20 protein-coding genes are annotated in these 24,452 nt (G+C 41.3%); 7 read left to right on the forward strand and 13 right to left on the reverse strand.

Features of this window, described 5'->3' with window-relative positions; all coding sequences use genetic code 11:
* The 3 genes from B4A24_RS03535 to B4A24_RS03545 form a co-directional block, all read right to left on the reverse strand.
* On the reverse strand, nt 1–345 hold a 345-nt coding region (locus tag B4A24_RS03535), incomplete at its 3' end, for an SDR family NAD(P)-dependent oxidoreductase (RefSeq protein WP_293942665.1).
* A 91-nt stretch (nt 346–436) separates the two neighbouring features.
* A complete protein-coding gene (locus B4A24_RS03540; protein WP_293942667.1) occupies nt 437–1,531 on the reverse strand; it encodes an alkene reductase in 1,095 nt (364 codons plus the stop codon).
* A gap of 82 nt (nt 1,532–1,613) precedes the next feature.
* Nucleotides 1,614–2,204 carry a TetR/AcrR family transcriptional regulator gene (locus B4A24_RS03545; protein WP_172393958.1) on the reverse strand — a complete coding sequence of 197 codons (591 nt, stop codon included), beginning with the start codon at nt 2,202–2,204 and terminating at the stop codon, nt 1,614–1,616.
* 498 nt (nt 2,205–2,702) lie between these two features.
* Here B4A24_RS03545 and B4A24_RS03550 point away from each other — a divergent pair, with 498 nt between their 5' ends.
* The gene (locus B4A24_RS03550) at nt 2,703–3,470 is read left to right on the forward strand and encodes a hypothetical protein (RefSeq protein ID WP_293942672.1); all 768 of its coding nucleotides are present in this window, start codon (nt 2,703–2,705) and stop codon (nt 3,468–3,470) included.
* Between the two features lie 148 nt (nt 3,471–3,618).
* Here B4A24_RS03550 and B4A24_RS03555 read toward each other — a convergent pair whose 3' ends face one another.
* The 3 genes from B4A24_RS03555 to B4A24_RS03565 all read right to left on the reverse strand — a co-directional run bounded on the left by B4A24_RS03555 (nt 3,619) and on the right by B4A24_RS03565 (nt 6,886).
* Nucleotides 3,619–4,065 (reverse strand): GNAT family N-acetyltransferase, encoded by a 447-nt coding sequence (locus tag B4A24_RS03555; protein WP_293942675.1) that lies wholly within the window; start codon nt 4,063–4,065, stop codon nt 3,619–3,621.
* Nucleotides 4,066–4,337: 272 nt separating this feature from the next.
* Nucleotides 4,338–5,258 carry a hypothetical protein gene (locus B4A24_RS03560; RefSeq protein ID WP_293942678.1) on the reverse strand — a complete coding sequence of 307 codons (921 nt, stop codon included), beginning with the start codon at nt 5,256–5,258 and terminating at the stop codon, nt 4,338–4,340.
* Between the two features lie 248 nt (nt 5,259–5,506).
* A complete protein-coding gene (locus tag B4A24_RS03565) occupies nt 5,507–6,886 on the reverse strand; it encodes a L,D-transpeptidase family protein (protein ID WP_293942681.1) in 1,380 nt (459 codons plus the stop codon).
* Between the two features lie 320 nt (nt 6,887–7,206).
* Between B4A24_RS03565 and B4A24_RS03570 the strand changes: the two genes are divergently transcribed.
* Nucleotides 7,207–7,596, forward strand: coding sequence for a DUF5856 family protein (locus B4A24_RS03570; protein WP_293942684.1), 390 nt, complete (start codon nt 7,207–7,209; stop codon nt 7,594–7,596).
* 269 nt (nt 7,597–7,865) lie between these two features.
* A complete protein-coding gene (locus tag B4A24_RS03575) occupies nt 7,866–8,636 on the forward strand; it encodes an NADPH-dependent F420 reductase (protein ID WP_293942687.1) in 771 nt (256 codons plus the stop codon).
* A gap of 129 nt (nt 8,637–8,765) precedes the next feature.
* Here the strand turns inward: B4A24_RS03575 and B4A24_RS03580 are convergent, their stop codons facing one another.
* Nucleotides 8,766–9,287 (reverse strand): hypothetical protein, encoded by a 522-nt coding sequence (locus B4A24_RS03580; protein WP_293942690.1) that lies wholly within the window; start codon nt 9,285–9,287, stop codon nt 8,766–8,768.
* 229 nt (nt 9,288–9,516) lie between these two features.
* On the opposite strand from B4A24_RS03580, the gene B4A24_RS03585 reads away from it, so the two are divergent.
* The 4 genes from B4A24_RS03585 (at nt 9,517) to B4A24_RS03600 (ending at nt 12,919) form a co-directional block, all read left to right on the forward strand.
* Nucleotides 9,517–10,116, forward strand: coding sequence for a DUF4142 domain-containing protein (locus tag B4A24_RS03585; RefSeq protein WP_293942693.1), 600 nt, complete (start codon nt 9,517–9,519; stop codon nt 10,114–10,116).
* Between the two features lie 80 nt (nt 10,117–10,196).
* Nucleotides 10,197–10,970 carry a DNA-formamidopyrimidine glycosylase family protein gene (locus B4A24_RS03590; RefSeq protein ID WP_293942696.1) on the forward strand — a complete coding sequence of 258 codons (774 nt, stop codon included), beginning with the start codon at nt 10,197–10,199 and terminating at the stop codon, nt 10,968–10,970.
* 169 nt (nt 10,971–11,139) lie between these two features.
* The gene (locus B4A24_RS03595; protein ID WP_293942698.1) at nt 11,140–11,943 is read left to right on the forward strand and encodes an SDR family oxidoreductase; all 804 of its coding nucleotides are present in this window, start codon (nt 11,140–11,142) and stop codon (nt 11,941–11,943) included.
* A 64-nt stretch (nt 11,944–12,007) separates the two neighbouring features.
* Nucleotides 12,008–12,919, forward strand: coding sequence for a helix-turn-helix domain-containing protein (locus B4A24_RS03600; protein ID WP_293942700.1), 912 nt, complete (start codon nt 12,008–12,010; stop codon nt 12,917–12,919).
* A gap of 85 nt (nt 12,920–13,004) precedes the next feature.
* Here the strand turns inward: B4A24_RS03600 and B4A24_RS03605 are convergent, their stop codons facing one another.
* From B4A24_RS03605 to B4A24_RS03630, 6 genes are all read right to left on the reverse strand, one after another.
* Nucleotides 13,005–15,524, reverse strand: a complete 2,520-nt coding sequence (locus B4A24_RS03605; protein WP_293942703.1) for a phosphocholine-specific phospholipase C — start codon at nt 15,522–15,524, stop codon at nt 13,005–13,007.
* 659 nt (nt 15,525–16,183) lie between these two features.
* Entirely contained in the window at nt 16,184–16,993 is an 810-nt protein-coding gene (locus B4A24_RS03610; RefSeq protein WP_293942706.1) for a helix-turn-helix domain-containing protein, read from the reverse strand.
* 221 nt (nt 16,994–17,214) lie between these two features.
* Nucleotides 17,215–18,228: an SDR family NAD(P)-dependent oxidoreductase gene (locus B4A24_RS03615; RefSeq protein ID WP_293942709.1), complete on the reverse strand. Its 1,014-nt coding sequence runs from the start codon at nt 18,226–18,228 to the stop codon at nt 17,215–17,217.
* A 290-nt stretch (nt 18,229–18,518) separates the two neighbouring features.
* Nucleotides 18,519–21,458 carry a M16 family metallopeptidase gene (locus B4A24_RS03620; RefSeq protein WP_293942712.1) on the reverse strand — a complete coding sequence of 980 codons (2,940 nt, stop codon included), beginning with the start codon at nt 21,456–21,458 and terminating at the stop codon, nt 18,519–18,521.
* Between the two features lie 375 nt (nt 21,459–21,833).
* Nucleotides 21,834–22,976, reverse strand: a complete 1,143-nt coding sequence (locus B4A24_RS03625; RefSeq protein WP_293942715.1) for a TlpA disulfide reductase family protein — start codon at nt 22,974–22,976, stop codon at nt 21,834–21,836.
* Between the two features lie 46 nt (nt 22,977–23,022).
* Nucleotides 23,023–24,447, reverse strand: coding sequence for a RagB/SusD family nutrient uptake outer membrane protein (locus B4A24_RS03630; protein ID WP_293942717.1), 1,425 nt, complete (start codon nt 24,445–24,447; stop codon nt 23,023–23,025).
* Nucleotides 24,448–24,452: the final 5 nt, after the last annotated feature.

The following is a 24,452-nucleotide window of genomic DNA, read 5'->3' on the forward strand; positions in this document are numbered from 1 at the left end:
GCTAATATAGTTGGTGTTGATCTCGGTGTACGCTTTTTCGGCAGCGTTATTATTAGGATCACTTAAATCATTCACAAAAGCTGCTCCAGCATTGTTTACGATGATATTCACGTCGGCGTGATTCGTTTTCAGGTCATCCGCAATACGGATCCTGTCAGCTTCTACCGATAGATCACCTTGTATAACCACTGCGCCGTTTAATTCAGCCAATGCTTCTTGAAGACGCTCTTCGTTGCGGCCGTTGATGATGATTTTATTTCCAGCTGCGCTTAATTTTTTAGCAATAGCCAGACCGATGCCGGCACTTCCACCGCTGATAAATACGGTATTTCCTGTTGTTTTCATGTGATATGTTTTTGAGAGGTAATTACTTTAATAATTTATTTATTTCTTATACAAAATCTTTGTGATATTGGTGCAGTTATATCCCTGCAGTTTAGCTGGTTAACGTCGTGTAATCGGTGTAACCCTTTTGGCCCGGGGTATAAAACGTGTTTTGATCAGGTGCATTTAACGGTGCGTCTGTTTTGTAACGCTCGACCAGGTCGGGGTTGGCAATGAACGGAACCCCAAAGGACACCAGGTCAGCATCGCTATCGTTGATTACCTGCGTTGCCTTGTCCTTGTTGAATGCGCGGTTGATGATGATGGTACCCGTATAGATTTTACGGAAATGTTTTGCAACTTCCTGTATCGCATCGCTATTGCCACTTACATCAGTAAAAGGTTCGATCAAATGCACATAAGCCAAGCCGTAATCGTTCAAGCGGCTGACGATATAATCATAAGTGGCGATGGTTTCATCATCTACCAAAATACCCATAATGCCATTTAAGGAAGGGTTAAGACGGATACCGACACGACTGATATCCACGGCCTGCTTCAAGCCATCCAGTATGTCAAAAAGAATGCGCGCACGGTTTTCGGGGTTTCCACCGTATTCATCGGTTCGAAAATTGCTGTTTTTGCTGAAAAACTGCTGTAAAAGGTAGCCGTTTGCTCCGTGCAGTTCGACACCGTCAAAGCCCGCTTCAAAAGCGTTGATGGCGCCTTGTATAAAATCGGCAACTGTTTGTCTGATGTCTTCCAAGGTCATCGCCCTCGCTGTTTCACTTTGTTTAAACCCAGTAGCGGTAAAGACCTCTACCTTCGGGTTGTAAGCAGAAGGTGCCAAAGGAGCCTTCCCATTATGGTGGTCAGGATGTGAATACGCACCCGTGTGCCACAGCTGCGCAAAGATTCGTCCGCCTTTTTCATGAACGGCATCTGTCGATAATTTCCAGCCGGCAAGCTGGTCTTTTGAATAGATACCCGGTACATTGGGTACGCCCACAGCATCCTTGCTGATGAAGGTACCTTCTGTGATGATCAGACCGGCGGTAGCACGTTGTGCATAATATTCCGCTTGCAGTGCAGTAGCGGTATTGCCTTCGTTGGCTGCCCGTGACCGCGTCATCGGCGCCATTACGATGCGGTTTTGGAGTTGTAATCCGTTTAGCTCGTACGTTTCAAATAATACTGTGTTGCTCATATTTATTGATCTTAACTATTATACTTTTTAGTCTATTTTATTTTAATAATATACTTTTTAGTCTATTTTGTTTTAAAAAAAATTATTTGCTGTATTGTTCCAGTTCAGCCTTCAGGTTTTTGATAAGCGATTGCATGGGCTTTACGGTATTCATTGTTCTGCACATGATTATACCACCTTCAACAGCGGCCACCATTTTAAATGCAAAAACAGCCGGATCAAGGTCGTGCGAAAACTCCCCGTTCTCTATTCCTGATTTGAGGATATTTGTAAGGCCTTCCTGACCAGCCCTGAATGTCGCTGCGATCTTTTCCTTGATCACCGGATAGTTGTCATCCGCTTCTACCGCAGTATTAAAGATTGGGCATCCCCCTGAAATATAGGTTTCTATCGGATCTTTGTAAAAATCCATGAATGCGAAAATCTTGGCTTTTGCAGTTTTCCCTTTTGCAACGGTCATATGCATCTTTTCGCTGACTTTTTTCAGCATCTGATCAACGACCTGGACGGAAAGATCATCCTTGTTTTCAAAATGGCCATAAAGACATCCTTTGGTCAGTTTCGTCGCAGCCAGCACATCATCAATATTGACACCGGCTATCCCCTTTTCATTGTAGAGCGGGGCTGCTGTATCCAGTATAAATTGCTTTGTTCTTTCTGACTTTGTTAGCATTGTTTCAAATATTATGCAGCAAATATACCAAAAAGTATATTTTATTTGAGCATGCTAACTCTATTTAACAGACTATTGAGTATTCTTTTACGATAGTATGGCATTTCTATTGAGGCAATAAAGCGATGGCTATTGAATTTACTAGATTTGAAGAATATAACAATCTGGAAATTAAATCTGTATGGTGAAAGGAGGCCGAGCATCCAAACCCGGCCATCCAAATCAATCAGTAGAAACGAGGCTCTGTCACCTATAGAACAGCTTAAATTTTGAGATCGTTTAAAAATAATTTAAACGACATTTCAACTTGCGGTGCATAAAGAGTAATAGCGTCGCAGTGCTCTATCAATTTTTAGGTCTTTTACTATTTGTTCAAATAATCCGAATGCTGCTCCTTCAAAACAGTGACATCATTTAAAGACAAGGTGCTAACTATAAAATAGTTATATTAGCACATTAAGAACAGGTTCGTAGTAAGGCATGGTGAAAATTTATTAGATGAAGAAGAGTAACACAACGGATCCTATCGCCCGGCGTAAGCAGCGCACAACCAGACAAAGGGGCAGCAAGGCTGCATTATGCGGTATTTTGATTGGTCATGCTATGATCTTAGTGGGCGGCATGCTAGTCGTCCGTTCGCTTTTTGGTTTTTTAGAGGAGAATGTGACAAACGCTGGTGAACCACCCTTGGCGATCTTTGGAATGGCAGGCGGACTACCATTTATTATTTTTGGTTTCTTTGTGCATATTGGCGCTTGCCGAAGATTTACCGGGAAACTGCTTTCATCCCCCGGTGTTGGCGCAGGACCTATCCTTTTCCTGGGCTTTGCCCTAGGTGCCTGGTGGGGCGTGCTTTCACTCCCTGTACTTGGATTATTATGGCTTATACCAACGATCCTGACCGCTATTGCCCTGTTATTCCTATCAATTAGTGTATTCTTAAGAATGCGCCGATCTACAAAGAATGATCTGCTTAGGCGCATGATAAATGAGGGAAAAATAGCTGCTGCACTTATTACCGATATTCCGGCAATTGAGCCCAGTTCTGCTGGACTCATCGGAACAATCACCGTGAGATTCACCGACATGAACGGAGTCCATCGTTGGGTACAGAAAATAGGCCAATGGAAACGCCAAGATCTGCCCCAGATTGGCGGTATAGCGACAGTACTTTATGATCCACGACAGCCAGAGAATGATGCCGGTATCTGGGTGGGGCCGCCAGGATCCACTACAGTAACAGATTTTACATTTTGGCATTCCTAAGAAATAGTATTCTTCGATGGCTGTCAGCCGTTATTGCTTACACCACTGGGCGAGAAATTAGTCGCGGTACTTTGGAAATTGAACGATTGGGGAAAGCTTTTATTGGAGGATTCTGAAAAGGGCGGACTGCTATAGTCCGCCCTTTCTGCTATTTCCACCAATAGTAGTAATTGTGGTTGCCGTCATACTCAAAACCGCAACGCGGATATAGCGTATTGCCTATATCGTTTGTTTTTTCGGTCTCAAGCATCAAACCGCAAGCCCCTGTTTCATTGCACCATTGTTTTGCCTGGTCTATCAATGCTACCGAAAGCCCTTTGCCTCGGTAATCGGGATGAACGAACAAATCGCTCAATAGCCATTGCTTTTGGAGTTTAATGTAATGATAGAGTTTGTACAACTGAACGAAACCGGCTGCCTCCTCATCCACATAGATCATGAAGATGGTCGATTGCTCATTGTCTAACCGCTGGTGTATAAACTTTTTGCATCTCTCGAGGTCATCCTCCTGACGGTAAAAAACGCGGTAATTGTTGAATAATGCTGCTGCTGTGTCTAAGTCTTCCAGACCAGCTTTCTTGATTTTGTACCCCATTGCTTTTAATTGTTTTGATTAATAGCTCAAAAGTATCAGATTACAAGATTAGCTTGATGGTACAGTTTAAGGATAAGGGGCTAGTCCAGACGATTATAATAAAGACGGATCGTTATCCTGCTCCACATGCAATTCCTTCAACAAAATATCCCTGATCAGATTTCGCATTTTTTAGGGTTGTCTCCTGCCGGTTTGCCTACTTGTCAATAACAAAGGCACAAAAAAAACCGTTTGGTCATCCCAAACGGTTCTGTATATTTTAGACCCCTGTTCTACTTCAGTTTTTCGATCTCCTCGATGGAAAGTCCGGTACCTTTAGCAATATCTGCTACAGGTAAACCCATTTTCTTAAATTCTAATGCAATAGTACGCTTTTCTGCCTTAAGCTTAGCACGCTCTTCCAAACGCCCCTTCTCAATGCCTTGCTTCTCTGCTTTATCCAATAAATATTCTTGAGTGCCCATTATATTACTCCTTCCTAATTTGTTTTCGACCTCTTTTTCAAAGATATAGAAATTTTCTTGTTTTTGAAAACTTACATAGTAGGTCAAAAAATCATAGAGACCCTGACGTGTTTTCTTATCCATTTTACGACTCATCATCTGTTCATAAAGATCGTGCTTAATATCCTTCAACTTATCGTCACTGATATTTTTATTCGTGATAGCCAATAATGTAGTTAAAACTACGACTGAAAAGGGATTACTATTTGAACGTAATGCGACCTCGTCCTGATGCAACACTTTGTAACTACTAAAACGGTAATGGAGAATGGTACCCATGAACTCCTTGATATAAGCAGATGGGTGGTAAGTTCGGCTATCGTCGGTAAGAATAGCAATGGCAGAAATTGGAACTTGATACTTATCGGATATTTTATAGTAATACCGAAACATGCGCTCTGCAAGATCTCCCTTACCTCGACTGGACTGTACCTCAATATGGCATAGCACAAACTGCTCACCGCCCTCTTTCAAATAGACTTTGACCAACTTATCTACAAAACGCACCCCCTTGCCGTTGGGCTCTGGAGGAAATAAAGATTCAAACTCTTTATCTAAATAATCAAAAGGTTTGCTCAGATCGAATATAGATGCTGCATCTTCAAAGAAAAACTCTAAGAAATGCGCAAAAGTCTGTTCTAAAATAGACTTCCATAGCTGATCATCAACGCGGCTGGAAGATTTACTCATAATAAACTGCTTATAATAAGGATATTAGGGCAAAGATACAAAATAAAAGATAATAAAACTAATATTTTTAGTAATCATAATCCTGATGCTTACCATAAAGAAGTTGCTTAAGTATATAAACTGTTGTCTATTGACTGTATAAGAAACAATATTTTTTAGAATATGTTCTCCAACAGTATGATCTCATAAATTAACAGTGATCTATCTATATTTAACATGTGCAACGATCCTATGCTGACCTGACCTAACTACCGATTTTGACTCAACTTATCTTGCAGTGATTTGTCGAATTGGTAAATATCAGCGTACAAAATGGGCTTTCCGTTTTTTATCAGACAGGTCAGGTAAGTTATTATAATCGGCAGCGGCTTGCTCAGGACAAAATCCTTCTTTTCGTAAGATTGTATTGCATATTCCAGCTCCGAAATTCTGTATTCGGAATCATCATATGATAATAACATGGCGGCGAGCCTATCGGCATTCTCCACACGTATACAGCCATGGCTGAGCGCCCTTTTCCCGCGTTTAAAAAATTGTTTCTGCGGGGTGTCATGAACATATACCGCATGCGGATTCTGAAATCTAAATACGACGGCACCCAAGGCATTGTCCTCCCCAGATGATTGCCTTACACTATATTTCTTAGGATTATTCCTGATCTTTCTTCGTGTTGATGCATTCACGATGACTTCATTGCCCGCTCCGTCATAGATCGCGTAATTATGATCCGCGAGATAGCTCTGATCTTCCAAAATTTCGGGCAGTATTTCATTGAGGAAAATACTTTGGGGGACCCGCCAGTCTGGTGCTGTTGAAAAAAACTCGATCTCACTTTCCAAAACAGGCGTTTTTGTCGTTGGCTTTCCCACCACCACCTTAAAGTCGGATACTTCGTCCCCCTGATGAAATTCCAGGGTATAGGAAGGAATATTTACCAGGATATAGTTTTCACTTTGCGTGCTGATCCATCTAAGGCGCTCCATATTCATGATGATCTTATCCATTACCGCTTTAGGAGTCGTAGCCTTATTCTCTGCATAGTATCCATCCAAGTAGGCCTGTAAGTCGCGGTAAGCCTTGATCTTGGGCTGGGCATTGTGTATTTCACCCTGGAAATCTGCCCGCAACCGTGCTGCAGACAATATCTCATCCGCACAAAAACCATTTGTCCTGCTGCTATCAATGCTAGACGCATCGTATAGTGGATTATATTTGCCAAAGTGAAGGTGATTAATAAAGGTAATCAGGCCATCTGTCAGCAGGATATCAAACTTGGCTCTTTCCTTCTGATTCTTATCGGAAGGAAAATCCCGCCATTGCTTTAATTTTTTAGGTGAAAGGCTTTCTAGATGGTAATCGGACAGCGACAGTCCATAATGGTCAGCCCGTGTCAGCAGCGCGAGGGCTATTTCCGATTGATCCAGCCCTTGTTGACTATCAGTCCAACTATCGCCTGAATAATTGTCCGTGTAGAACCTGATGACCGATTTTGGATAATTCAGCTTGGAAAGATAGGTATTGTCCATTAGCGCTGTGGTAATTTCAGTACCTATTTTTACATCCTGCCCGTAGATCGCTACGGGGAGAATAGCTAAAAAAATAACGACGAAATATTGAAACGCTTTCATGATATTAAATTTTTTTGTTTAAAATTTCAATACCGACCTGATCCTATCGCTGCATTTGTCTTCGGATGGCCAAACCTTCAAATGACAACGTCAACTTATTACAAAGTTCTGAATTATAATGCAATATAAGTTATATAATATTAATTAATTTTTATGTAATTGGTAGAAATCCAACTGTGGCGTATCGGTATGCCACACGACAGTGAGAAATCCGACGTCGTTACCACCGAAGGACCGAAACAAACAAGTATTCCAAAACAATGGGCGGCGATATATTGTTATCATTTTCAAACAGTGAATACACGTAGAAACAGGTAATTATGGCAAAAAAACAACAGAACACGAAACAGGATGTAGCAAACTTCCTAGGTGAAATGATCTCATTTAGAAATGCTTTAAAGTTAACCCATTGGTCTATAACAGGTAAGGGAAGTTATGAAGCACATATTTCCTTGGACCAGGCTATTGAATCCCTGATCGACATTACAGACAGATTGGTCGAGACAACCTTTTCTTTAGAAGGCACGCTGGATATCATTATTCCTGAAACTTCCAAGCCTAGCAATTATATTAAATATATAGAGGACTTTTATAAAAAAGTGGAAAGCAAACGGGAAGGATTATTTAAAGAAACTTTTTCTCAATCCATTATCGACGATGCACAAGAAGCAGTCCAACAATTATTATTCCGGTTAAAGCGGTTAGAATAACATTCTACAAGCTAACTCAAGTTTTAAAGTGTTTATTATAATAAATGCCACGAATAGCGATTATTTGTGGCATTTATCATAACCTATAAATGAATAGGATAAAAATCGTTAATACAATGAATCTATTTCATTAAAATCTGCACCTTGTTCCTCGGCAGGCCATTGCAGGAAAGAAAGTAAGCGTAATGAAATCACATTCAGCGCTGTAGATGTATTATAAGTTAATTTTAGGGTAGGTTATTTTATATTTTAACATAAATAATTTTATAATGAAAATAGGAATTGTAGGAACAGGAACCGTAGGCAGCGTCCTAGCGAAAAAACTCGCCGACGCAGAGCAAGAGGTAAAGGTGACGAATACCAAGCCAATGTCAGAATTGAAAAAGATTGCAGCAGATTTAGGAGCCCATGCTGCTTCATTGCAAGATCTTGTCAACGATGTGGACGTGATTATCTTTTCCATGCCTTACAGCGCATATAAAGGTTTACCCAAAGATCTATTACATGAGGTGCCCGAGGGTGTCGTTGTTATCGATACATCCAATTATTATCCAATGCGCGATGGTGAAATACCCGAACTAAAGGAGATGACCGAAAGCGATTATATTGCCAGCATTCTGAATAGGCCGATCGTAAAGATGTTTAATAATATATTGCAATATGCCATTAAAAATAAAGGGAAAGCTGCTGGAGCAAATGGCAGAATAGCCATCGCTGTTGCCGGAGACAACGATCAACATAAAAAAATAGCTTCTCAAATCGCAAATATTGTCGGCTTCGATACGGTCGATAATGGAACGCTTGCTGAGTCTTGGCGGCAACAACCCGGTACCCCTGCCTATTGCACCCACCTGAACGTCAGCGAACTGAAAGAAGCATTGAGTTTTGCCATACGGGAGAAGTCTGCTGCTGCAAGAGATCGACTTAATGAGCAACTCGTGATTCAGAAAATTGACTTTACAAAGGAATACGAACGCGTAGTCGCTCTCAACCGCGAGATATTTTACCAAAGCGTCGGAAAAGAATATAAAGCGCACTAAGTCAAAAACGTAGATTAACTACATACTTATTGGCTAAACGCCAATTACTAAACAGGTGATCCTTACAAAGTAAGGATCACCTGTTTTAGCGTATACTGCTTGAATTTTAATGCATTTAGAATACAATCCTTAGCGAATAATAATTTTATTCAATTCCTTTTTATTTTTTTCGTTGCGCACCAGCAAGTTCATCATATAAAGCTCATCGATATCACCGATAAATTTCACTGGGGAGACATCAATCCGCATGATATTACTTATATCCACAAAAACCTCAGCAGGATTTTGCTGAACTATCTGATCATTGATCTTAAAGATGACACGATTAGATTTAACGTTTGTATATTTTTTTTGCAGGTCGGATAGCGTAATAAGGACTGGCTTATAGTTCTGATTCAGTTCGATTATAACAAGCTGTTTCCCCTTGACAACCTCCACAGATTTAACTTCCTCCGGCTTTAAGGTACTCATCAGATCGCCTTTGTACACCTTGCCCAAAATCTGAACATTCACCTGACTTTTATCATCGAGGTTTTTATAAACTGTTGAAGGTACGGTATCTGATTTACTATGTTGGCTGTGAGGATTCTGTCCGTGTGCTATACTGAAGCCAAACCATGACAAAAGAGTGCACAAAAGCATTTTCTTCATATTTTTAATAGCTGCTAATATTCACCAAGAAACTTGTATTTGAAATTTTGTATTTAACCATCTACGAAGACCTAATCTCCGATCATACCTCAAAATATACAAATTATCTTGATTCGGGATATCTTTTTTCAATTTTTGTTGAACCAACATAGATGTTGCATCAATAATCATTTTTTTTGAACGATATTGGTTTGAGGACTGTTTACCTTGAAATCAAACTCATAAGCATATGAAAAGAATATTTCTGACCCTAGCAATTGCATTTTCGATTGTTGCCGTTCAAAGTTGCGGCGGCGGTGCAAAGAATGACAGTAAGGAAACGGCAGACAGTATCAACGAAGAAAAGGCACCTGAAAATATAGATGATGATCAGGTCGCAGCGACGCCTCTATCAGTCAGCGAAGAGGATGCTAAATTTGTCACCGAGGCCGCAAATGGCGGTATGGCCGAAGTCGAGCTCGGACAGCTGGCACAGCAAAAAGCGCAGCATGCCGATGTCAAAGCCTTCGGAGAAATGATGATCAAAGACCACTCCAAGGCCAATGACGAACTGACAGCACTTGCCCAGGCAAAAAACATTACTGTCCCAGCCACAGTAGGCGCTGAGCAGCAAAAAGTAAAAGATGATTTGGCTAAAAAGGCCGGAAGAGAATTTGACAAAGCTTATATCGACGAGATGGTGGAGGATCACGAAAAAGATGTCAAGCTTTTTGAGGACGCCAGTAAAAATCTGAAAGATGCCGAATTAAAGGCCTTTGTAGATAAGACTCTACCGACTTTAAGAACTCATTTGGAGCACAGTAAATCGGTAAAGGACAAATTGAAATAATATATTTGGTATTATCCATCAAAAGTAAGGGCTTATCTTCAGGGAAAGCCCTTGCTTTTGATATCCCAAAACGAAAAGCTATGCCCGAATTGCCAGACCTAGCGGTTTTCAGTAAAAACCTAACGAAAATGATTCAAAGAAAAGTGCTGAAGAGTGCTGTTATCCATCAAAAACAAAAGATCAAAGTCAGTGAGAAGGATTTGCAGGCATTGGAAGGTAAAAGGCTGGATAAGGTGTATCGTGAGGGCAAAAGGCTTTTTTTTGACTTTGGAAAAGATGCACTCCTCGCCCTGCACTTGATGCTCCATGGCAAACTCGTGTATTCCGACGATCCGAAGCCTAAGTATACCTTGCTTTCACTGACTTTTCAAGATGGCAAGACCCTTTCCGTGACCGACTTTCAGCAGCTAGCCAATGTTGAGCTTAACCCACCTCAGGCAGATGCTGTGGATGCTCTTTCCACCAAGCTAAGCCCGCAGTTTTTGGAAGATCTGTTACAGTCCAGTAGATCCAAGATAAAAACGCTTTTAATGGATCAAAAACATATTGCAGGCATTGGCAATGCCTATGCCGACGAAATCCTATATGAAGCGAATATATCGCCCCTATCCGTTGCGAATAAGATTCCGGAAAAGGAAATAAAGAAACTCGCGAAAGCGATCAAAGAAGTGCTCGAACAAGCGGAAAAGCACATTTTAAAGACCCATCCCGACATCATTAGCGGCGAAGTCCGCGATTTTATGAAAGTGCATAACAGCAAAGCTGTAACAGATGCCAAGGGAAACAAGATTTTGCAGACCAAAATCGGAGGCCGCAGTACCTATTACACCGAGCAGCAGCACACATTTAGTTAATCCCCCTAAGCTACTCATATAAATTCATGCCTTTTTTGCAGTATACGACAACAATATTCGCCTAAACAAAAATAGTGTCCGTCATTTTGGCTACAACCAAGCTCAATATGGCAACAACTCCCCTATGCCTTCTTCAGACATTTGTATTATTGAATCAGATAATAACACTATGAGAAAGACAATTTTCATTACAGGAGCTTCTTCTGGGTTGGGAAAAGCAACTGCCAAGCTATTCCAACAAGCGGGTTGGGATGTTATCGCAACAATGCGAAATCCCGAAAATGAAACCGAGCTTACTGAAATCGAAAACGTTACGCTATTAAAATTAGATGTAACCGATCCCGCACAGATCAAAGAAACTGTTGAAAAAGCAATCTCTTTGGCCAAAATCGATGTCGTTTTCAATAATGCAGGTTATGGATTGATGGGCGCGTTTGAAACCTTGAGCGACGAAAAAATACTTCGTCAAATCAATACCAATCTGTTGGGTGTATTGCGCGTTACACAGGCATTTATCCCACATTTTAGAGCACAGCAAAGTGGTTTGTTTATTTCGACTACATCAATTGGTGGATTTATGGGATTCCCGTTACAGTCGATTTATCATGCGACAAAATTCGCTTTGGAGGGCTGGAGCGAAAGTATGTCCTTTGAATTGAAAAAATTTGGGATAGCGATCAAAACTGTTGCTCCAGGAGGAATTGCGACAGATTTTGTAGGTCGTTCATTGGATATGAATCGATCTTCCAACTATGAAGACATCGAAAACAAACTGTTAGAACAAATGGATCTGATGATGCAAAACGCATCCACGGCAGCGCAAATTGCCCAGGTGGTGTATGAAGCAGCAACGGACAATAAAGATCAGGTACGCTATTTGGCAGGCGAAGATGCAAATGCCTTATATGATAGACGTCTGTCAATCGGAAAAGAAGCTTTCAGGCAAGAAATCGCCAAACAATTTGAGGCTTAATTTTTAAATCGGCAACTGTCTTTCCAGGCAGTTGTTTTTTGTAAATTTGTAAAACAAAAACAGGATGCACATTATCAATTCCATATCCGAATTTCATAAGCAATTGTCATTGCCTGCGCCGTTACATCCGCTCATCAGTGTAATTGATGTCGCTGGAATAAAACCTGATGAAAGCAGCATTTGGGAGCAGTTCTGCGTCAATTTCTATAGCATTTCCCTCAAAAAAGATGTTACCGCAAAAATAAAGTACGGACAACAATATTACGATTTCGACAAAGGAACCATGAACTTTATTGCGCCCAAACAGATTCAGTCGTTAACGATTTCTGAAATCAGAAAAATGAACATCGAATGCGGAAAAGGTTACATGCTTATGTTTCACCCTGATTTTTTGTATACGCACACACTTGCAAGCAAAATAAAAAATTACAATTTCTTTTCGTATGCCCTTAACGAAGCATTACATCTCTCCGAACGGGAAGAAAAAGACATTGTAGAAATTTTTCTTAAAATCGAAAAAGAGTATCAACATATCGACAAACATACACAAGGTATTATTTTGTCACAAATTGATATGCTGTTGCAATACAGCAACCGGTTTTACGAGCGTCAATTCATCACACGAAAAGCTGTTAACAATGCGCTGGTAGCACAATTGGAAAAATTGCTGGATGCGTATTTCGACAGCGAAGAAACATTAAACCAGGGGCTTCCGACGGTAGAGTATTTAGCAGAAAACCTCCATGTCTCAGCACGTTATCTAAGCGATTTACTACGGTCAGTGACCGGTAAAAACACACAACAGCACATTCACGACAAGTTAATTGAGGAAGCCAAAGAAAAACTCACGGCGACAAGCCTTTCAGTGGCAGAAATTGCCTACAAGCTCGGTTTTGAACATCCACAATCATTCAACAAACTGTTTAAGAAAAAGACCAATGTTTCACCTCTAGCATTCAGACAATTGTTTCTTTGACCTCTCTTTCGCAACTTAAACATATCCTTCAACATTATAAAATAATCATCTCCACATCAATCATTTGTGGAGATGATTATACAGCCTATACGGTATAAAGGCCACCCATTAAAGGGTCCGTCTTAGAGATCTTTCCGGTCTCCACATGGCCAGCAAAACGCTCTGACCAAGTCGGATATCCTTCCACCTCAAGCTGCAGGTCATACCAGCCAAAACTTGATTGAAGATCGATCACAATCGACTTTTCTTCGCCCGGAGCTAAAGTCACTGGCCCTAACTGTTGCTGATACCCCAAGTCTTTGAGCAGCATTTTTTTAGCGGCAGCACTCCGGTTATTCAATTTTACAACTAGATTTCCTGTCAATTGATCCTTATTTTTCGCCTGTTCATATACACACTTGACCGAGACCTCCGGATGCCTGTCGCTACCACGAAATTCTCGATAGAAGCCATTGGGCGCATATCCTTTTAGATGATAATGGCCATCCTTAAACGAGCTTAAATGCCAGTTATCACGTAGGGAGTCTCCGGCAGAAACCGCATATTCCCAAGTTCGTAATGTCTCCTGATCATAAGGCGCGGCAGCATAGACCAAAAATGGTGAACCATTGGATTTGGTATTGTGGACCTTATTTCCTGCTGTAAAGGTAAGTTGGTATTCTTTACTGTTTACATCGTAATGGCCATCTAAGTACAATTCATACGGTATCGGACATGAAGGTTTGATTCCCTTTTCCTGCTCAGGAAAGAGAGAAAATTGTTGTGGCGCGGTATTCACCTGAGCGATTTCCGATTCACGCAGGGGAAGATAGTTTTTAGGAATATCTTTAAATTGGGATTTATGGACATCCACCATAAAAGCATCCTTTTCGAGCGCCTTAACTGTCTCGGATTGATCCGGCTGAAAAGGTCTAAAGATGGATGTAAGGTCACCACAGATGCTGCGGCGCCATTGGGTGATATTTTCTTCGCGAATGCTTTTTCCAAATTTCTTCGCCAAAAAGTTCTCCAAAAAGCGAAGTGATGAAGTGTGGTCAAACAATTCTGAATTCACAAATCCGCCCCTAGTCCACGGCGATGCGATAACCAGTGGGACACGATACCCTAGTCCAATGGAACTCTCCCGGATACGGTCTTCCATGGCAGATGGATTGGTCTGTTGATCTTTAGTCACCCATTCCATCTTTCCGTCGATATTGGATGAGACTTTACCAGACCCTTCTCTATACGGGTTGGGCGTCGCATAGGGCGGTACATGGTCAAAAAATCCATCGTTCTCATCATAGGTAAGAATGAAGATCGTCTTTTTCCATACCTCTGGATTTTTGAGCAAGATCTCCATAACTTCATTGACATACCAGGAGCCAAACCAAGGTCTTCCGGGATGATCCGAAAAATTTGCAGGCGTCATTAACCAGGAGACCGTCGGCAGTTTGTTATTTTCCACATCCTGACGGAACTGATGGAGCACATCCCCTTTTGGCACTTGCAACTGCCGGTCTATGTCTCCATCCTGATACGATATCGTCGTTAAAGCATGATAATCTGCGTCGTTATGATTAGTCGTAAAGGCTCTGTCATTGAGTGACTTTTCATGACGCGGTAATTTATCATAGGCTTCTTTTGTATAAATACCGATACTTTCGTCAATCATGCGCATCACCTTTTGTGCTGCCACCAATCTCTGCTTGTCGGATTGACTGACAGGATCTGGCCCGATACGATCAATCTCCTGTTGTACAGCTTTTTTTCGCTGCTGAAGATTAGCCACATTGCCGGGATGCAACCGCACATTGTATGCTTTGAAGTATTCCATCACATTGGTGCCAAAATTCCCAAGCCAATTGCTTTCCTCACCACTGATGCCCGATCCTATCGTGAGCTCATTTTGATAAATCCGCCAGCCGATGCCGTGTTCTTCCAATCGTTCCGGAAATGTCTTCCAGTCGAGCGTAGGCTTGTTGTAATCGCTGATATTCCAGAGATGTGCTTTCGCCCTGGGATTATTTTGCTCGCGTACCGTGCCTGTCATCCAATACCATCTATTGGGATGTGTTCCGGTAATACTCGAACAAAAATGCTGATCACAGACCGTAAATGCATCGGCCAAAGAATAGTAAAACGGGAAATCAGAGCGGTCACAATAACCCAGCGTCAGGGGTACATCGGCATATGCTTTGTTGTAGGGCTTTTTGACATTCAGCCAGCGGTCATACTTCCCACCATTTCGCGCATCGGTCTGATCAGCCCAGCCATGTGGGGTGGAACCCATCCACGGGGCCTTTGAGTCCTTTACATTGAGCCGAAACGGTATAAAGGTCTTCCCTTCGGCGTTAGACTGAGCCCATACACTATTTCCATTGGGCTGTATGATCGTACGGGGATCGTTAAAACCACGTACGCCTTTCAAACAACCGTATAGATGATCAAATGAACGATTTTCCTGCATCAGGAAAACGATATGTTCTGAATCATAGAATGTACTGCCCGATGCGGGATTGATTGCCAATGCTCTTTGGATTGTCGATGGTAGCAAACCTACCAAAGCGGCACTTCCCGAAAGGAGTGCCGACTTTTTAATAAAATCTCTTCTTGAACTGTTCATGTTCTGTTATTGCTTAAAAACTATATCTTACCCCTAATTGAATTTGGTATGGATTGCCGAGGTAGGCCATTTTACTTAAATCACGGGAATTGTCAGCGACTTACCCTCACTTGCCGTCTTTGAATTTTGACTTGTTTGTGCTTTTCAATCGTGCACAAGTATATAACAAGCGTTTAAACAGATTATTAATTTAGGTAAACCTTTCCGTTAAAAAAAACAAAGTAAAACAGATTAGCGTATTCAAATTTAACACGGTTATAACGTGTTTATTATATTAAATGCCACGAATAGCGATTATTCGTGGCATTTATCATAAACTATGAATGAATAGGATAAAAATCATTAATACAATGAATCTCTTTCATTAAAATCTGCACCTTGTTCTTTTATCAAATCAGCAAACGCGTTTAAATTTCAAAATGTTTGGTCCACTCTCGACCTTTTGTAGTGATGTCGCCAGCGTATCCAGCGTGGCGCCTGCGATCGGATCAAACATTAGTTTCGCGCCTTTTCCGCCGGTGATCTGCATGACACACTCGGATAGGTCTTCTTCCTCTGTGACGACAACGTCGTCCGCGGCAAGATCGAGGAGAGACCGACATGCTACGCATTAGGATTTTCAACTAGAATTTACGGATTTTTCTACTGGGAGATTGGAGTTAACTTACTTGCAGTTGATTAGGTGAAAATCCATATTTCTTTTTGAAGATAAAAGAGAAATGAGAGAGATCCTCAAACCCAACTTCGAGATAGACTTCAGTCGGTCTTTTCTTTTTTTCAGTTAAGTGATAGTAAGCGAGCTCAAGTCTTTTGTCTGTTAACCACTTTTGGGGAGTGGTATTGAAAAGTTTCTTGAAATCCCTGTTAAATGTAGATAAGCTGCGACCGGTTAGGTAACCCCATTTTTCCAATGACATATTGAACATAAAATTTCGTTGCATAAAATTGATAAGGTCGATTTTGCCTGGTGCATCGAAATTTGCCAGCACACTATCAACACTTTGGTCAATCATCCGCAGGATATTTATGGCCTCAGTTATTTTTAAAGAAGCTAGTTCGTCCGGAAATTCACCCTCAACATCAAAATATGGTATCAGCGAAGCCATGCAGCTTTCTAATAAGGGGTGATTACTGAAGCGAAATATTTTCTGTCCGGGCTCAGCGCTCTTCTTAATATCAATCTTTTCATAAAACTTCCGTAGTCGCTCCACCGAAAGGTGCATGACTACGGATTTGTGAGGAAGCCCATTTTTAGGATAATTGATGATAGTCGCGAGCTGGTTTCTGGGAATAAGAAAAATATCGCCTGTCTTAAAATTGAAGGTTGTGTCCCATTGGATAATCTTTGTCTCGCCTGAAATAAACCAGATCAGCATATGGTCCTGAAACATCAGATCTGACTTGAACAGTTTGTCCTCATATGAGGAAAGTTTTATTTCTTTCGTTAGGTATCTTGATATATGTTCCATTTTTGTAAAGTTATTCATTTAGAGTGGACTGTTTCAAATTAACATGTTAAAGTATCCTATAACGCTGATAGTTCAAAAATAGTGAATTCGGATGGCATGCCCACACGTCCCGGATACCCGAGATAACCAAAACCACAATTTTCATATAGCTGCTGATCCCCTTTCGCTTTTTAAGATGCATGATGTTACTAAAAATGGGGAAGGAAAAGCATACGTAATAGTTAATTGACCTCGAAGGCAATGCCTGTCATTTCTTCGCTTAGGTTCCAAAGCCTTTTGGCATTGTTTTGATCTACTGAATAAGGTTGTACACCTTGTGCTTCTAAGCCATTACCCTGTTCTATAGTTCCATTAGCTAATTCTGCCACTTCTACATCTTCGCAATACACGCCACCGATTTCATTTAGTAGTGAACTTGTGGCACACCAAACCGTAGTAGCAGCACCCTGGGGTATAGTTTTTAAGTTTGCAAGGATTTCCGGACGTATATTTCCATGCTCATCGGCATATCCCAGTTGTCTGAATAATTCCATATCCGCACCCCGTCCCAGCTCAGTACCTGCAATTTCACCTGGATGTAACGAATAGGCCCTTACATTAAAAGCTTTAGCTCGATTATCAAATTCAACAGTAAACAGATTGCATGCAGTTTTTGACTGTCCATAAGATACAAGGGTGTTATATTCAGTATGCTCGAAATTAGGATCATCAAAATTGAAAGAGCCCATATGGTGAGCCGATGAAGATACATTAACTACTCTTGCACCATTAGCTTTTTTAAGTGCCGGCCACAATCTTGCCACTAGCTGATACTGACCCAGATAATTGGTGGCCAATTGAGATTCGATCCCACGGTTGTCTCTCTGTAGTGGCACCCATGTCATACCGGCATTGTTAATAAGCAGATGCAAGGGACGGGCTGAGGAAAGAAATTTTTCAGTAAACTCATCAATGGTATCAGGCTGACTTAAATCCATCGCCTCTATCTCTACATTCGGAATGCCTTGCAGATTCTTTTTTGCTTTTTCAACATCCCTTGCCGGTACAATCACTATTGCCCCTGCAGCTGCAAGTACTTTGACAGTTTCCAAGCCAATACCTGTATTACCTCCTGTTACAATTGCAATCTTCCCAGTTAGGGAGATTCCTCCGATAACTTCAGTTGCCGTTGATTTGGCGTTAAATCCCGATCCGATGGGGTGTTGTAATGCGCCTTGATAATTGCTCTTTTCCATTTTGTTTATTTATTTAAATGTTATAGTACAAATTTAGGCAGTTCCGAAGGCGGGAGTTTTGTTGAGAGCGTCAATAAATTTTGTTCAGCATGTCACATTGATCGTAATTCAAAACACTAAGTCTTGTGATCCGCCTGACGCATGTAAATTGAGCTTGGATACAGGTTGCAAAGGTTTTAACCTACTTGTGCCAAGAAGTAAGCCACTTATTTTAAAAATAAAGGGACCGACGTATGCCAACGCGGTCCCTACTACAAAATAAACTATTAAAACTATCTGCTCCGTTTGGATTAGTATCCAAAGATTTCATTTAAGCTAAGCTTAGTGATTTTACCAAGCGCTGTAATATTGTCCTGATTCAGGTCCTTCTCCTCGCCTACAATGCAATAGCTATAGGGCTTGCGGCTGATATTATCACTGTGAAATTGTTTAAGATCACTGTATGTCAATTGAGGAATCTTTTCAAAGATCATTTTTCTTGAATCTTCGGTAAGTCCACGGCGTTGTGCTGCCATATAGCTTGAGAGGATACCAGTCCCCGTAATACGTTCACTAGCCAATGATTTTAATAAATTCGTACGTACCGACTCCAAGCCCACAGTTGATTCTGGTAGTTCATTCAAAAGCTCATTCATACCACCTACAGCATCTTTAAACTTATCCGATTGCGTGCCGATATAAGCACCGACCAGGCCATGGTTTTCTTTCTTTTGCGGTTGTGCATAGTAGGCATAAGTCGTATAGGCCAAAGCTTTAGATTCCCGAAGCGTCTGAAATACAATACTGCCCATACCGCCTCCAAAGTATCCATTGAAAAATGCAACCGTCGGCAGTTGGTTTTTATCAAATAACCCTGAATTTCTGATCCAGAATACTTCAACCTGCTTCATACCATACTGTGCAAAGAATACTTTGCTCTCATCGGTCGGCTTTTCTACAAACTTTACGCCCTTTTCTATTGTTGCATAGGCCGTGTTACTATTTTTTAGCGGTGTCAGATTTTTTACCAGTTCATTCACAGGCTCCGGTCCATAATAGAGAATACGGTGTTTCGCATCCGCTAACTTATGCAATACCTCCACGAGGTCTGAAGCTTTCAATCCATCCAACTCTTGATCGGTATAGGTGTAATTGAACGGGTTTTTGGCCCCATAACGTGCATATGCTTTTAGCCCCTCCATGATAGAAGCTTTATTCTCCTTGGCATTGGCCCGGGATTTTTTAACACGGTCAATGAATGCGGCGAATGCCCGCTCATCCGCTATACAGTTATGCATCAGATCTTGCAGCAGACCGACCGACTCCTTGAAATTACTACCCAAACCAGAAATAGAAACACTGCTTTCCTCATTTCCGGAAGAAACTGAAAAGTCTGACGCCAGCTTATAGAATGCTTTGCTAAACTCTTCACTGCTCCTATTCTTGGTACCCAAAAATTCCAGGTATCCGACGGCCAAGCCCAGTAACTTGTTGTCCCAGCTACCAAAATCATAATGATAAGTCAGTGTAAATAGTTCGTTATTTTTGTTTTGAACAGCCAATACATCCAGATCCTTCAGCTTTGCTTTGGAAATCTCCTGATCAAAATCGATCCATTTAGGACTGATATTCTGCTCCGGCATAGCATTAATCTGTTTCAAAAATGCAGACTCTACATTCCGGTTGACCGTAATAGGCGTAATGGCTGGTTTGACTACTTTATCTACATTGGCATCCTGCCCTTTTTCCTTGAAGACGGTCACGTAATTGACGTCAGAAATATATTTATTGGCGAAGCGAACAATATCTTCTTTGGTAATCTTAGCTAAGCGGTCCGTATAAGCCAACTCATTTGCCCAATCCAACTCCGAATTAAAGCCTGACATAAGCTGTTCGGCGGTACTGGTGTAGTTTTCGAAGAGTTTAATCTGTGATTTTTTTTCATTATTGATGATCGATGTCAACAAGTCGTCGGAGAAATCTCCTTTTCTCAATTTGTCCAATTCAGCCAACAATAGTTTTTTGACATCTTCAAGGCTCTGACCTGTGCCTGGATTACCTTGAAGAATAAGCATCGAATAATCTTTTAGAATATAAGGAAATGCACCTGCTCCCAATAATTTCTGAGACTTAACAAGGTCTAGATCGATCAAACCAGCAGATCCATTGGTAAGGACATTAGCCATTAAATTGAGGATCTGTGCATCTGGATGTGCTGCCCCCGGGAAACGAAAACCCATTAAGACATATTCCGAAGCAGGGCCTTTGACAGTTCTTGAAATTGGATTAGTGATGGGCTGCTCTTTCTCAAAGGTATATGCTGGCACGGGTTTGGATTGCATGCCTGAAAACGCCTTGTCAATACGTTTAATCACATCGGTAGGATTAAAATCACCCGACATAATCACGCCCATATTATTCGGAACATAATAGGTGTTGTAATATTCACGGATTGCTTTGAGCGAAGGATTTTTAAGATGCTCCACAGAGCCCAAAACGGTTTGCTTGCCGTAGTTATTATTGGGAAACATGGCCGCAAAAATAGCTTCGATCGATTTTCTGCTATCGTTATCTAAACTTATATTTTTTTCTTCGTAGACTGATTCAAGCTCTGTATGGAATAAACGGAGGATGGGATTTCGGAATCGCTCCGCTTGTACGGTCAGATATTTATCGATCACATTGCTGGGGATATCTTCCACGTAGACCGTTTGCTCAAAAGAGGTAAAGGCATTCGTACCCTTGGAGCCCATGCTACTCATCAGTTTATCATACTCATTCGGAATTGCGTATTTTGATGCCTCCCCCGATACACGGTCGATTTCTTTATAGATGGCAGTGCGTTCATTAGCATCTGTACTATGGTTGTATTTCTCATAAAGATTGTCAACCTCGTCCAGCAGCGGTTTTTCTTTGGACCAGTCCAAACTACCAAACTTGTCGGTTCCTTTAAACAGCATATGCTCCAGGTAATGTGCTAGTCCAGTATGATCTTTTGGATCTGTCTTGCTACCAGCCTTGGTTGCAATATAAGCTTGTATGCGAGGTTGTTTGTTATTGGGGCTTAAAATGACGGTCAATCCATTTTTCAATTTGTAAAACCGGGTTTGGACCGGGTCGTTGGTCACATATTTATAGGTATAGCCCCCCTCAGAGGTCTCTTTCCACTGATATTTTCCGACTTGCGCCTGAATACCGGTCGTTATAAACAGTAGCGATAGGAAAGCTACCGTTTTCATTTTTCTATTCATAAATAAACAATTTAGAGAACATAATCTTGATAATAGTTGGCAATAATATTTTCAACAATATTAAACTTTAACCAAACAATTATCAATGTAACGGGTAAAAAACAATAAAATTTATAGAAATTCTAGCGCTTGAGAATATAATATTCAGAAAATTCATTATCATGTTATGGAAAAAAGGAATTTTTTCGGCTTTCGGCTAAGAAATTCATTTCTTAGCCGAAAGCCGACTATGGTCAAACAAAGAACTATTGCATTTTTCCTAATCACCTACCCCCTCGTCGATTCCACCGACCCAATAAGGGACATGGGGCGATGCTTACCGGTGTGCCAAGGGCTGCGATGAGGTAATATTGCAAAATGAACTTATTCATCACCTTAATTTAAAAACTTAGCTAAATACTGTTCCAAAGCCGGACCACGAAGATTTCGGGCGACAATCTTTCCCGTCGGGTCAATTAAGAAATTGCGCGGGATAGATTTCACTTTATAAAGTTGAGCCGCTTCATTTTTCCAGCCTTTCAGGTCCGCCACTTGGGTCCAAGGCAAGCCATCACTATGGATCGCATTTATCCAGGCCTCGCGCTGACTGGCACCATCTAGGGAGACGCCTAATACGGTGAAATTTTTATCCTTAAACTTATGATAGGCTTTTACAACCGTAGGATTTTCATTGCGGCAAGGACCGCACCAAGAAGCCCAAAAATCCAATAGCACGTATTGTCCCCGAAAGTCTGCGAGACGAACCAGTTTTCCAAGTGTGTCCGGCTGGCTGAAGTCTGGCGCGAGATTGCCAACAGCTAAGGTGTTTTGCTCCTGAATATAATTGGCCACTTGGGCTGCTGAAGGATAAGCTTTTACTTTGCTACTTAATTTTTTAAAGCTATCTACGTTTTGTGTAGCATCGAAATCATTTCGCGCTATGCGTTGTAACATTGACCAACTCACATAAGACGCTGGATTTTCAGTAATAAATATCCGTGTCAATGAATCCTGGTAAGCATTTATGCTATCAAACCAACGGACCAGTTTCTGTTGAAATTCAGTATTTGAACGCTCCGCATTGTCAGTTTTATTAAACATCTTGTACATCGGTTCCTGAAATGCTTCTACCCGTTTCGATACCGTTTGATTGTAGTGCTGAAAGTCATTATTCACCTTTCCGCCTTTAATATTGGCTGTTTTCAGACTGTCGGTCCCCAATACAGTTATCGTTTCTTTCTCCAAGAATATTTCCTTTGTATCGGCACTTTTGATATGAGGAAGCTTGTGAATACCTTGGTGATCCATTACAATCGCTAGGCGTTCTGGTTCATCCCGCACACCGGTAAATATGAAATGGCCATTAGCGGATATAACACTGTCTACTATTTTGGCGTTTGTCCACCCATAATTCTGGACAAGGTATGCCACCGCCTTTGGATTGGCATTTTTCAACTTGATATCAACCTTGAACTTGAACTCCTGCCCGAAAGTGAGAGCCGGAAGCAAGAATAATACGATAATTTTTATAATTTTCATGATGTAATGATCTTTTTTAATGTGTGTTATATGTTTATACTGATGTTTATTGACCATAGCCCGGATTAGGCGTCAAATTTGGATTTTGAAATAGATCTACGTTTGGAATAGGCCATAATGCCATATAAGATTTCCAATTACTTTGCTTCAACGGACTGACATTTTGCATGACCTCATCAATCTGCTTGGTCCGTTTGAGATCAAAAAAGCGGTGTCCACTTTCCGTGAATAATTCGACACGTCGTTCCTGGGCGATTGCAGTCATGATATCCCCTGTTTGGATTGCTCCTAGCCCCGCTCGTTTGCGCACCATATTCAGGTCATCCCAAGCTGTATTTTTGTTGCTATGTGCACGCGCTTCAGCTCGGATCAGGTATTGTTCCGCCAAGCGCAGAGGGACAGTCAATTCAGCATCATTCACGGGCGAACTATATTTATTGGGCAAATGGTAAATTGTTTCAGGTCTTGTTGCGGAAGCTTCTGCCTTTACCGTACGTACCCAGCTGTTCAAGCGTTCATCAGCAGGCTCAAAACGAGCATACAATTGGTCTGTTATTACCCCAAAAATATTAAATGTACCTGGGGTCTGGTTACCGGTTAGCACTGCTGGCATTCCATTATTAAATGCCTTAAAATAGGCATTCGTTTTGGGTTCACCATTTGCCAAAGACCATATAATCTCTTTGCTTCCCGCCAAAAACACTTTATTTAAGGGTTCTAAGACATAATTGGCATCCTGAATAACTTCCGTTGCTTCGTTTTCTGCCTCCTGCCACTGCCCAGCATAAAGGTATGCCCTGGCCAAAAGCGCTGTCGCAGCCGCCTTATTGGGTCGTACACGCTTGGTACTCGAATTTCCCGAACCATCCCTATACCCATCGCTAAGGAGGTCTTTTGCCAATTTTAGATCCGCAATAATCTGCTTAAAGATCAATTCTTCGGAAGATCGCAACAGGCGATTGTTAATGCTGTAGTCACTTGTCACTGCGAGGGGCACTCCTCCATAAAAGTTAACTAAATGATAATATAAGAATGCCCGCATAAAGTAACATTCACCAAGCCATTGTTCCTTAAACTGAAGATTCGCGGACGTCGATTGGATACCTTCTAATGCAGCGTTCGCGATGTATATCTTTCCGTAGAAATCGTTCCAGAATGGACTATTTTCAGGCCGAATATTATTTTTATAAAAAACATCAAAATTATTCCCGGGGACCAAATTTCGGAGTTCATCGGTATACATCCCGCTCACCATGACCATATCCGAAAAAGTAGGCCCAGAGAAGGCGCCGGCGGTTGTGGTTGAAACAAAGATACCATTGACGACACTAGCGACCAACTTATCTGACTGGTAGAGACTTTCAGAAGGGATGACACTCAGGGGCAATGGGGTATTGTCGAGGTATTTATCACAACTATTCAAAGCAAGCATGAAGGCAAGCATAAGTATATTAAATCGTTTTTTCATCATGATGG

Source organism: Sphingobacterium sp. UBA7249, from assembly GCF_002472835.1.
GTDB classification, from domain to species: domain Bacteria; phylum Bacteroidota; class Bacteroidia; order Sphingobacteriales; family Sphingobacteriaceae; genus Sphingobacterium; species Sphingobacterium prati.